The organism is Micromonospora sp. CPCC 205539, assembly GCF_036906815.1.
In the GTDB taxonomy this organism is placed as follows: Bacteria; Actinomycetota; Actinomycetes; order Mycobacteriales; family Micromonosporaceae; genus Micromonospora.
Genome location: NZ_JBAKHW010000001.1, coordinates 439,423 through 451,208 on the forward strand (window position 1 = coordinate 439,423; position 11,786 = coordinate 451,208).

At 71.1% G+C, this 11,786-nt stretch carries 7 protein-coding genes; 6 read left to right on the plus strand and 1 reads right to left on the minus strand.

The features are described 5' to 3' along the window. Positions 1-64 precede the first annotated feature (64 nt). From V6V47_RS01840 to V6V47_RS01850, 3 genes are all read left to right on the plus strand, one after another. A complete protein-coding gene (locus V6V47_RS01840) occupies positions 65-607 on the plus strand; it encodes a GNAT family N-acetyltransferase (protein ID WP_334626236.1) in 543 nt (180 codons plus the stop codon). A 103-nt stretch (positions 608-710) separates the two neighbouring features. Then, positions 711-1,424 (plus strand): VOC family protein, encoded by a 714-nt coding sequence (locus V6V47_RS01845; RefSeq protein ID WP_334626154.1) that lies wholly within the window; start codon positions 711-713, stop codon positions 1,422-1,424. A 30-nt stretch (positions 1,425-1,454) separates the two neighbouring features. Then, entirely contained in the window at positions 1,455-2,060 is a 606-nt protein-coding gene (locus tag V6V47_RS01850) for a class I SAM-dependent methyltransferase (RefSeq protein ID WP_334626155.1), read from the plus strand. A 20-nt stretch (positions 2,061-2,080) separates the two neighbouring features. Here V6V47_RS01850 and V6V47_RS01855 read toward each other — a convergent pair whose 3' ends face one another. Continuing rightward, positions 2,081-3,166 carry a hypothetical protein gene (locus V6V47_RS01855; protein WP_334626156.1) on the minus strand — a complete coding sequence of 362 codons (1,086 nt, stop codon included), beginning with the start codon at positions 3,164-3,166 and terminating at the stop codon, positions 2,081-2,083. A gap of 386 nt (positions 3,167-3,552) precedes the next feature. Between V6V47_RS01855 and V6V47_RS01860 the strand changes: the two genes are divergently transcribed. The 3 genes from V6V47_RS01860 to V6V47_RS01870 all read left to right on the plus strand — a co-directional run bounded on the left by V6V47_RS01860 (position 3,553) and on the right by V6V47_RS01870 (position 11,755). Next, positions 3,553-6,354 (plus strand): AfsR/SARP family transcriptional regulator, encoded by a 2,802-nt coding sequence (locus V6V47_RS01860; RefSeq protein WP_334626157.1) that lies wholly within the window; start codon positions 3,553-3,555, stop codon positions 6,352-6,354. 218 nt (positions 6,355-6,572) lie between these two features. Beyond that, positions 6,573-10,421 (plus strand): Pls/PosA family non-ribosomal peptide synthetase, encoded by a 3,849-nt coding sequence (locus V6V47_RS01865; RefSeq protein ID WP_334626237.1) that lies wholly within the window; start codon positions 6,573-6,575, stop codon positions 10,419-10,421. Positions 10,422-10,426: 5 nt separating this feature from the next. Further along, positions 10,427-11,755, plus strand: a complete 1,329-nt coding sequence (locus V6V47_RS01870) for a M1 family metallopeptidase (RefSeq protein ID WP_334626158.1) — start codon at positions 10,427-10,429, stop codon at positions 11,753-11,755. The last annotated feature ends 31 nt before the right edge of the window (positions 11,756-11,786 follow it).

Below are 11,786 nucleotides of genomic sequence, written 5' to 3' on the forward strand. Positions count from 1 at the left end.
ATCTCAGCAAGGGTCGTTTCGCGGCCGGCTTCCCCCGGGGGGTGGCGTAATCGGTTTGTACAGCGTGTCGAGGGCTGCTTCGCTGTTGCCCGTGACCGACCTTCGAACGCCGCGACTGTGCCTGCACGCCATCGACGCGAAAGAGGGTGAACGCATCGTCGGGAGGCGCGCCGGAGCCGGGGATGCCTGGGCTGAGGACTATCCCTTCGACGGCGACGTCAGGGGCGTCACGGCCTTTCTCGCCGCTACGGCGACCCACGGGGACCAGCGCCCCTTCGGGCACTACCGGATCACCCGGACCGCCGACGGGAAGGCCATCGGTGGTATCGGTTTCAAGGGTCGGCCGGACGACGGACGTGTCGAGGTCGGCTACGGTCTTGCCCCGTCGGCCCGTGGTCACGGCTATGCCGCGGAGGCGCTCGTCGCCGTGCTGAACCTCGCGGCCGACCACGACCTGACCCGCGTTTGCGCCGACACCACCGAGGACAACGTCGCTTCCCAGCGGACCCTCGAACGGGCCGGGTTCCGTCGCACTGGCATCAACGGTGACCTCTACCGGTACGAGGTGCTCCTCGGCGCGTCCATGCGACCGGTGCAGCCGCGGTAGCCTGATCGCCCGCCGGGGCAACCCGTGGATCCTGCGCGATCGGTGGTGTCCTTCGGAACCGCCGATCGCTCAACATGTCGGCGAGCTGGGGCAGGATGTCACCATGACTGCAAAAGCCAACCTGGACTTGGCCATCTTCGATGCCGCGGACATCAACAAGGTCGGTGCGTTCTACGCCCAGCTCACCGGCTGGGACGTCGTCCGTCAGGAGTCTGACCGGTTCGGCATCCGGACTCCCGACGGTCAGGAGGTGGAGTTCCAGCGAGCACCGGACCATGTCGCGCCGGAGTGGCCCGGGCAGAAGCACCCGCAGCAGTTCCACCTCGATCTGCAGACCGACGACCCCGGCGCTGCGGCCGAGACCGCGCTGGGCCTCGGCGCCACCCGGCTGGCCGACGGCCAGACCTGGATCACGATGGCCGACCCTGCCGGCCACCCGTTCGACCTCTGCCAGGCCGACGGCGTCGGCCCAGTGATGCGGCTGTTCGCGGTGACGATCGACGCCCCCGACGCATCGGCGCTGGCCCACTTCTACGCCGACCTCACCGGTATGGAGGTCACCTACGACGGCCCCGAGGGCGCGCTTCTCGCCAGTGACGGTAAGAGCCTGATGTTCCAACAGATCACCGACTACAACCCGCCGCGCTGGCCGGATGCGGCGCAGCCACAGCAGGCCCACCTTGACTTCCGTGTCGACGATCTCGCCGTCGGGGAGGCCCAGGCGCTGGAGCTGGGTGCCCGCCGGCTGAGCGCCGGCGATGAGAGCTTCACGGTCTTCGCTGACCCAGCGGGTCACCCGTTCTGCCTCATCCGGTAGCCCGGATCCGGGTGCCCGTATGGTCGTGCGGTGGACGTGGAACCGGTCCGGCAGGCGTACGCCTCCGTCGCAGAGCTCTACATCAGGCTGTTCGGCACAAGCCAGCAGGTACACGCCGACGACCTCGACTTCATCGCGCGACATCTGGCGGCGCGACCTGGCACGGTGCTCGATCTGGGCTGCGGGCCGGGCCATATCACCGACTACCTCCGCTCGTTGGGCGTCGACGCAACCGGGATCGACATGGTCCCCGAGTTCATCGCCCATGCGCGGACGACCCATCCGGGCGGTAGCTACCACCTCGGGTCGATGGAGACCCTCGCCGTTGCCGACCAATCCATCGCCGGCATCCTGGCGTGGGGCTCGCTGATCCATCTGCCGCCGCAGGATCTCCACGGCATGCTCGCGGAGATCCGGCGAGTAATGGCCCCGGCCGGATCGTTGGTGCTGAGCTTCTTCGTCGGTGACGACGTCGCCGCCTTCGACCACAAGGTCGTGACCGCCTATCGCTGGCCCGTCGACGAGTTCTCCGAGCGACTGAGGCGGGCGGGCTTCACGGAGGTGGAGCGCCTGCAGCGGCCAAGCGACGGCACTCATCGGCCGTACGCCGCCATCGCCGCCGTCGCAGACCGGTGAGTGCATGAGTGCACCGAGGTTCAGGTGACTTTCAGGACGAGGGCACCGAACTGGTTGCCGCGCTGCGCGTACTGCGGCAGGTAGAGCTTCCACGTGACGGTCAGCTCGCGCCCTGCGCGCATCCCGGCCGGCACCTCGGCGACCATCTCGAAAACGGCAGTGCCGCCAGCGCTGATGACCGTTAGCGGGCGGCAGTTCAGCCGGTACAGCTGGGCCGTGTTCACCGCCTCGTTCGTCGCATCGCCGAGGGAGAAGCGTTCCATCAGGTAGCCCGGACAGGGGTCCAGCGCGAGCGGGCCACGGGTGGGGTTGCCGAGCGTCACGCGGAAGGTGACCCGCGATCCGGCCGCGGCGGTTGGCGGCCCCGCGACGGCGACGGTGAGTTGGCCGAGCGGCGAGGCTGGGCGGGTCGGCCCCACGGCCGGCTCGGCGAAGCCGCTCGCGTACAGCGTCGGCTTGGCGTTGGGATTCGTTCCCTCGCCGTGCGCGCAGCCCGGGCGGTCGTCTGCGGTGATCGGTGCGCGTAACGTGCCGCCGCCGTGCGGCACCTCGATCGCGAGCTCCAGCGGCCCCGCCGTCGGCTGGCAGAACGGCCCGGACCAGTCCAGGCGCAGGCCGGCGTGGCCGCCAGCGGGCACCGCGATCACCTGGGCCTGGGCCTCCTCGGTGATGTCATGGGTGTAGAGCATGGGAATTTCGTGCTCGCCAGCGAGCATGGTGGTGGGCACTTCGCCCTGCAATGTGCACTCGACCTGCGACGAGTTGCGCACGTCCACCTCGCCGAAGAGCTTGGCGAGGGCGGCGTCCATGCCGCGGGGTGTCTCACCACCGGTGCTGGGCCGCCGCCAGCTGGTGAGCCGGCCGGACAGTTGCGCGGCCCGGCACGGCTTGCTCCCGGCGGCCGGAACCCGAGGTCCGGCCGGGCGACCGTTGAGGTCCTCCCCCGTGATCGTCAGGTCGGCCCACGGGACACTGCCGTCGGCGAGCAGCGAGGCGGGCGCCGACTCCTCGGTCGACCGTTCCGGGCGGTCCGGCCGGGCATCCGGCTCGGCGCAGGCTGCGGCGAAGACGAGCACGATCAGCAGTTGCGGGAGCAGTCGACGCATGCCACCACCCTCACGGACTGAACGGCAACGCGCCTGAGTAGCCGTGCTCAGAGACGGTCAACTTCTTCGGAACGTGAGCCGATGCGGGCCGCGTTCGGCGAGGGGTCGGTCGACGGCGGAGGTGGCGTTCAGGTAGGTGCCCGGCCACCCCCGCCGACGCTGCCGCTAACCCGACCGCTCGGGCCGGCTATGGGGTTTCATGGCTGGCCCTCTCAATCTTGAGCGTGGTCGACCCCCGATGCCCCCAGTCTTCCAAGAGGATGTTGGCGCGATGTTGGCCGGAGGTCGGTGCCAGTTCGGGCCACGCAAGCCATCTGGGGCATTCGCTGAGCGACGGCCGCCGTGCCACGATCGGGGCCCGTGCCGGTACGTCCAGGGAAGGAATCATGCGATTCGAAGTCCTGGGACCCCTGCGAGCCGTCGACGTATCCGGGTCGAGGGTGCCGGCGGGCGGGCGTCAGCATCAGGTGGTGCTGGCGTGCCTGCTTGCCGCCGGCGGTCGTACGGTCAGCGATGGCACGTTGATGGGAGCCCTGTGGGGCCACGGCCCGAGCGACAGCAAGCGCGTGGCACTACGGGTGCTCGTCCATCACCTGCGTCGCAACCTGGGCGACGAATCGATCGTTCGTGCGACGGGTGGTTACCGAATCAGGCTGGACGGGCACCAACTCGACGCGAACGAGTTCGCGGCGCTGATCGACAGCGCCGCGCAGGACGAGGCGCGGGGCCGACTCACCGAGGCGCGCGGGAGCTACCGGAAGGCGCTTCGTCTGTGGCGCGGAACGGACGCATACCAGGGCACCGCCGACACCGCGCATGTACGGGCGGCCGCCGACCACCTGGGCGAGCAGCGGATGACCGCCTACGAGAGCTGCGTGGACATCGAGCTCAGCCTTGGCCTGCACCGCGAGTTGTGCGCCGAACTGTCGGCCGTGGCGGCGGAGAACGTGCTGCGTGAGCGCCTTCAAGCACAGCTGATGCTGGCGCTCGTGCGCAGTGACCGCCGGGCGGAGGCGTTGACCACCTACGAGCGGACCCGGCACCTGCTCGCCGACGAGCTCGGCGCCGACCCGGGCGCGCGTCTGCAACAGCTGCACGCCGCCATCCTGCGCGGTCCCGCGCCAGCAGGTGCGCCGTCGGCCGTTCCCGATGCCGTTCGGCCGGCGCAGCTGCCCGCCCCACCCAGCAACTTCGTCGCACGCGACGACGAGCTTGCGGTCCTTGACAGCGTTCACCCGAAGGCCGCTCGCGGCCAACGGGTCAGCGGCTCGATGGTCGTCACCGGTGCCGGCGGTATGGGCAAGACGGCCCTGGTCACCCACTGGGCCCATCAACACCGGCGAAGCTTCCCCGGCGGGCAGCTCTACCTCGACCTCGACAACGACGCTCCGGCGGCGGCCGCCCTGGCCAGAGCCCTCGTCGATCTCGGAGTCACCCCGGACGAGGTGCCACGGGAGGCGGAGGCGCGCGCGGCGCAACTGCGCTCACTGCTCTCCAGCCGAACGATCCTGATGGTCCTGGACAACGTGAGCACCGCCGAGCAGGCCCGGCCGTTCCTGCCCGGCAGCGGTGACAGCCTCTTGGTGATCATCAGTCGGAACCGTCTCGACGGGCTCGTCGCCCGTGAAGGCCTGCACCTGCTGGTGCTCGCCCCCCTGCCCGTCGAGCCGGCCACCCGTCTGCTCCAGGCGACCGCCGGGATGTCCGAGCCCGCGAGTGGCGACGTCGGGACGCTGGTGGAGCTGTGCCACGGCATGCCGCTGGCCCTCCGGATCGTGGGAGCTCACCTGCGGCTGGGAGCACGGCCGAGCGCCCTCGTGGCGGCCCTCGATGATGAACGAACCCGCATCGCCCGGCTGACCACATCCGACGGTGATGTCAGCGTGCGCGCCGTCATCGCGGTGTCATACCGGCGGCTGGCGCCCCCGGAACGTCGGCTGTTGCGCCGCCTCGGGCTGTCCGGTGCCGGTGCTGTCCCGCTGGGTGCCGTCGCGGCACTGGCCGGTGTCACCTCTGGCGCGGTGCTGACCGGACTGATCGGCAGGCTCACCGCAGCCAACCTCGTCGCCCTCGAAGCGGGTCGAGTCACCTTTCACCAGCTGACTCGCATGTTCGCCCGCGAGCAGGGCCAACTCGAGGACACGTCGGCCGACCGCGCTGTCGCGGAACGACAACTGCTGTCCTGGTACGGGCAGGCAACCGGCGAAGCACAGCAACGCCTTCCATCGACGGTAGGCAGAGCTGGCGGCAAGGCCGCCCTTGATCCGCTTCACCTCTTCCTCCCTGACCTGCCCGATACGGCGACAGCCGCCAGCTGGGTCGACACCGAGGCGGACACGATCATCAAGATGATCACCGAGCACACACGGCGGCACCCTGATCTCGTCTGGCCCCTCACCGTGAACATTCGCGGCTGGTTACTGCGCCGGGCCCACCGAGACACCTGGATCGCCGTCACCGAGCAGGGGATCCGGGCCGCGGCCCTGGCCGGCAGCAGAACCGGCGAGGCCATGCTGCAAGGGAGCCTGGGCGTGGCACACAGCCTCCTGCTGCACCGCGTTGAGGCCCGCGCCGCGTACCAGCGCGCCAGCGCGCTGTATGAACGTGACGGCGACCATGCCGGCAAGGCTGACGTCGAAGCGAGCCTCGGCGCGATGCTCACCGAGAGCGGCGAGCTTGACGAAGCACTCCCACCACTGCTGCGGGCCCAACGCGCCGCGACCCTGCTGAACGATCCCGATCTCATTTTCAAGGTCGAACTCAACCTCGGCTTTCTGCATCGCCGGGCCGACCGCCAGCAGGCGGCACTCGATGCCTACACGGCGGCGCTGGCCGCAGCCGAACGATCCAGCAACCGGGATTGGTTGTCCTCGAGCGTCCACACCAATCTCGGCCGGCTGCACCTTCTGCGCGGCAACGTCGACCTGGCCGAGCACCACTACGACACCGCCGTACGACTGGCCAGGAGCACCGGCGACCGAATGCAGGAAGCCTGGGCCCTGCACGGCTGCTCCGACGTCGCAGCAGCGCGACGAGACATTCCCGCCGCGGTCGCGGCCCTGCAGGAAGCCGTCACCATTCTCGAGACAATGGGCGATCGTCGCCTCGACGAGATGCGTACTCGGCTGGCGGAGTTGCTTCTGGAGAGCACCGTCGGCCGGACACCGTCCGAACGATCGACGACGTAGCGGTGCCGATCGGCGGCGGTGATCAGTAGACGGATCGCTGTGGTGGTGGACACGAATCCGCTGCACCACCGTCACTTTCCGATAGTGCGACGTAGCGTTGAGGGCTGCCCAGGGCGGGTCCGCATGCCGCACGCCTGGTTGACGCTGACCCGCGAGGTGAAGATGGTGGACGCCCGGTGACCGTGACGACTGACCCGCGGCTGGTCGCGCCTTCGCCGATGGCTACCGCAGTGTTCCGTTCCTCCGCGGCCCCGGCCCGCCGCACGCTGGTCGACATCCTCGACGAGACCGTCCGCGCACACCCCGCGGCCGGTGCTCTGGACAGCGGTGGCACGGTACTGACGTACCGCGAACTGGCCGATGAGGTCGAGGCCGTCCGGGTGTCGCTCGCCGGACACGGGATCGGCGTCGGCGACCGGGTGGGCATCCGGATCCTTTCCGGTACGGCCGAGCTGTACCTGGCGATCCTCGGTGTGCTCGCGGCGGGCGCGGCCTACGTGCCGGTCGACGCGGACGATCCCGAGGAACGCGCCGAGCTCGTCTTCGCTGAGGCGGGTGTCGCCGCGGTGCTCGGTGACGGGCTGAGGGTGTCGCTCCGTCGTACCCCTGCGGGCCGGACCGGCCGGCCCGGCCCGGCCGACGACGCCTGGATCATCTTCACCTCCGGCTCGACGGGCACGCCGAAGGGTGTCGCGGTCAGCCACGGCGCGGCGGCGGCTTTCGTGGACGCCGAGGCGCACCTGTTCCTCGCGGGCGACGCCAGTGTGGGGATCGGCCCGCAGGATCGGGTCCTGGCCGGGCTGTCGGTGGCGTTCGACGCGTCGTGCGAGGAGATGTGGTTGGCGTGGCGGCACGGTGCCTGTCTGGTGCCGGCCGCGCGGTCGCTCGTCCGCAGCGGTGTCGACCTCGGTCCGTGGCTGGCCGAGCAGCGCATCTCGGTGGTGTCGACGGTGCCGACGCTCGCCGCGTTGTGGCCGGTCGAGGCGTTGGAGGAAGTCCGGCTGCTGATCTTCGGCGGGGAGGCGTGCCCGCCGGAGCTCGTGCAGCGTCTGGCCGTCGAGGGTCGCGAGGTCTGGAACACGTACGGGCCGACGGAGGCGACCGTGGTCGCCTGCGCCGCGCGGATGACTGGTGAGGGGCCGGTACGCATCGGGCTGCCACTGGCCGGCTGGGAACTCGCGGTGGTCGACGCTTCCGGCACTCCGGTCCCGATGGGCGAGATCGGCGAGTTGGTGATCGGTGGGGTGGGACTCGCCCGCTACCTGGACGCCGGCAAGGACGCAGAGAAGTTCGCCCCGCTGCCCGCACTCGGCTGGCAGCGGGCGTACCGCAGCGGCGACATCGTGCGCGCGGAGCCCGAGGGACTTGTCTTCGTCGGGCGCGGCGACGAACAGGTCAAGCTCGGCGGTCGCCGGATCGAGCTGGGTGAGATCGACGCCGCGCTGCAGGCACTGCCGGGGGTCGCCGGTGCGGCCGCCGCCGTGCAGCGGACCGCTGCGGGCAACGAACTGCTGGTGGGGTACGTGGTCCCGCACGACGGCGTCGAATTCGACGTCGCGGCGGCGGCGCTGCGGATCCGCGAGCAACTGCCGGCCGCGCTCGTGCCGCTGCTGACCGTGGTGGGTGCGCTGCCGACCCGGACGTCCGGCAAGGTCGATCGGGCCGCGCTGCCCTGGCCGCTTGCCACCACGCAGGACGCGGCGGGTGAGCTGACCGCGACCGAGGAGTGGCTCGCCGGCGGGTGGGCGGAGATCCTGGGTGTACGTCCCTCCGAGGCGGACGCGGACTTCTTCACCCACGGCGGCGGCAGCCTGAACGCGGCGCAACTCGTGGCGTGGATCCGGCGTCGGCATCCGCGGGTGTCGGTGGCGGACATCTACCTGCACCCGAGGCTGTCGCAGCTCGCGACGGTGCTCGACGCGCTCCAGACCACCGCTCCGACGCACCGGCAGGTCCGGCGGACCCCGCGGCGCGCCGGGCTGGTCCAGGCCGTGCTGATGGTGCCGATGCTCGCTCTGGTCGGGCTGCGCTGGCTGACCGTGCTGGCCGCCCTCGGCAACGTTCTCGCGCTGCTCGCCCCGGTGCCCTGGGCGCCGGAGGTGTCCTGGTGGTGGGTGGCGCTGGGATGGGCGCTGCTGTTCAGCCCACTCGGCCGGATCGCCCTGGCCGCCGGAGGAGCGCGACTGCTGCTCCGCGGGGTGGGCCCGGGCAGCTACCCGCGCGGTGGCAGCGTGCACCTGCGGCTGTGGGCCGCCGAACGGATCGCCGAGCTGACCGGCGCCACCAGCGTCGCCGGCGCATCCTGGATGATCACTTACGCCAGGGCACTCGGCGCGGAGATCGGCCCCGACGTCGACCTGCACTCCGCGCCGCCGGTCACTGGCCTGCTGAGGCTCGGTCGCGGCGCGGCGATCGAGCCGGAGGTCGACCTGTCCGGCCACTGGGTCGACGGCGATGTCGTCCGAATCGGCAAGGTACGCGTCGGCGCGGGTGCCCGGGTCGGGTCTCGCAGCACCCTGATGCCCGGCGCCCGCGTCGGCAAGGGCGCGCGGATCGCCGCCGGCTCGACCGTGGCCGGCGCCGTGCCGGCGAACCAGCTCTGGGCCGGCTCACCGGCCGCACCCGCTGCCAAGGACCCCGCCGACTGGCCCCGGCAGCGTCCCCCGCGTACGCGGACGAGGGCGCGCTTCTGGGCGGCCGCGTACGGGCTGACCGCCCAGTTGCTCGGGCTGGTGCCGGTCGTGGCCGCCCTGCCGGCGCTCGCCCTGGTCGGCTGGACGCTCGAGGTCCGACCGGCTGCTGGCACTGTGCTGGCTGCCGTCGCGGTGGCGACCGTCGCCTATGTCGTGGGCTTTGCGCTGCTGGTGCTCGGGGCCGTCCGGGCGCTCAGCCTCGGCCTGCGCGCCGGGTACCACCCTGTGCAGGGGCGGGTGGCGTGGCAGGTGTGGACGACCGAGCGGCTGATGGGACTGGCCCGGGTCGGGTTGTTCCCGTTCTATGCCAGCCTCTTCACACCGGTGTGGCTGCGACTGCTGGGTGCCCGGGTGGGGCGTGGGGTGGAGGCCTCCACGGTGCTCGCGGTGCCAGCGATGACCACGGTCGCCGACGGCGCCTTCCTGGCCGACGACACCATGGTCGCCACGTACGAGTTGAGTCACGGCTGGCTGCGTGTCGCCCCGGCTCGCATCGGCAAGCAGGCGTTCCTCGGCAACTCCGGGATGGCGGCGAGCGGCCGTACGGTGCCCAAGCGCGGTCTTGTCGGCGTGCTGTCGTCGGCGCCACGCAAGGCGAAGAAGGGCTCGTCGTGGCTCGGCGCGCCGCCGATGCCGTTGCGTCGTACCGTGGAGGCGGCCGACACCAGCCGCACCTTCGATCCGCCGGTCCGGCTGAAGCTGGCCCGGGCCGCGATCGAGCTGTGCCGGGTCGTTCCGGTGATGTGTGCCGCCGCCCTGGCGTTGGGTGTCCTGGCCGTGCTCGCGTTCATCTGGGGCACCGCCGGCTGGTGGGTGGCCGCGCTCGCCGCCGGGCCGGTGCTGCTGGGCGCGGCGATCGTCGCCGCCGGCGTCGCGACGGCCGCGAAGTGGCTGCTGGTCGGGCGGTTCCGGGTCGCGGAGCGCGCGCTGTGGACCAGCTTCGTGTGGCGCAACGAACTCGCCGACACGTTCGTCGAGGTCCTCGCCGCGCCGTGGCTGGTCCGCTTCGCGACCGGCACGCCGCTGCTCACGGCGTGGCTGCGCACACTCGGTGCGAAGATCGGCCGAGGCGTCTGGCTGGAGACCTACTGGCTGCCCGAGTACGACCTGGTTCGGCTCGGTGACGGCGCCACGGTCAACCGCGGTTGTGTGGTGCAGACCCACCTGTTCCATGATCGTGTCATGAGCATGGACGAGGTGACCCTGGGCGCGGGTGCGACGCTGGGACCCCACGGCATCGTGCTGCCCGGCGCGAGCATCGGCGCGGGCACCACCGTCGGGCCCGGTTCGCTGGTCACCCGCGGTGATGCCGTGCCGGCCGACAGCCGGTGGCTGGGCAATCCGATCGCCACCTGGCCGGCGCCGGCCTCGTGACCGGCATGACTCCGAAGGCGCTCGCCACGCCCGGTGCCGACCACTCGAGCGACTCGTACCTCCCCGAACACGGCAACGGCGGTTACCGGGTGCTGCACTACGACCTCGACCTCGACTACCGGGTCGTGTCGAACCGGCTCGCCGGGCGCGCGGACATCACCGCAGTGGCTGGGCAGCCGCTGTCGCGGTTCACTCTCGATCTCGGTCGGTTCCGCGTTCAGGACGTGCGGGTGGACGGGCGCCCGGCGAAGTTCGTCCACCGGCCGGACAAGCTGCAGATCAAGCCCGAGCGGCCGATCGGCGCCGAGGACACCTTCCGGGTGGACATCCGGTACGCGGGGAAGCCGGTCCCCATCTCCGGCCGCTGGGGCGACCTCGGCTGGGACGAGCTCACCGACGGGGTGCTCGTGGCCAGCCAGCCGAACGGGTCACCCTCGTGGTTCCCGTGCGACGACCAGCCCGGCGCCAAGGCCACCTTCCGGGTGGCGGTCACGACCTCCTCCCCGTACGCCGTCCTGGTGACCGGTGATCCCGTGTCGCGGCGGCGCGGCGCGGGCAGCACGACCTGGGTCTACGAGCGGCACGAGCCCACCCCGCCGTACCTGATGAGCGTCCAGATCGGCCGGTACGAGGTGGTCGACCTGGCTGTCGGTGGCGTGGTGCAGCGTGCCGCGATCCCGCCCGCGCTGCGTAGGGAGGTCGCCCACGACTTCGGCCGGCACGGCGAGATCATGTCGGCGTTGCAGCGGCTCTTCGGGCCGTATCCGTTCCGCGAGTACGTCGTCGTGGTCGCCGACGACGAGCTCGACGATCCGGTCGAAGCGCAGGGCATGGCCGTCTTCGGGCGGAACCACGTCGACGGGCGGCGCACGCACGAGCGGCTGGTCGTGCACGAACTGGCCCACCAGTGGTTCGGCAACAGCCTCACGGTGGCGGACTGGCGGCACATCTGGCTCAACGAGGGTTTCGCCACGTACGCCGAATGGCTCTGGTCCGGCATCTGCGGCGATCTGCCGGCGGACGCTCTGGCCGCACAGTGGTACGCGCGGATCGCGGAGCACGCGCGGGACGTCCTCGTCGCGAATCCCGGCGTCGACCGGATGTTCGACCCGCTGGTCTACAAGCGTGGCGCGCTCACGGTGCACGCGGTGCGAAAGAGGGTCGGCGACGAGTCTTTCTTCGCGCTCCTGCGGTCCTGGGTCGCCGAGCACCGGCACGCGACCGTGACGACCGAGCAGTTCCGATCGCACGCCCAGCGCTTCGCCCGCGAGCCCTTGGACGACCTGTTCGGCGCCTGGCTCGACAGCCCGGAGCTGCCCCCGTTGCCTCGCTGACCACGGGCACGCGTACGCCAATCTGGTCTGC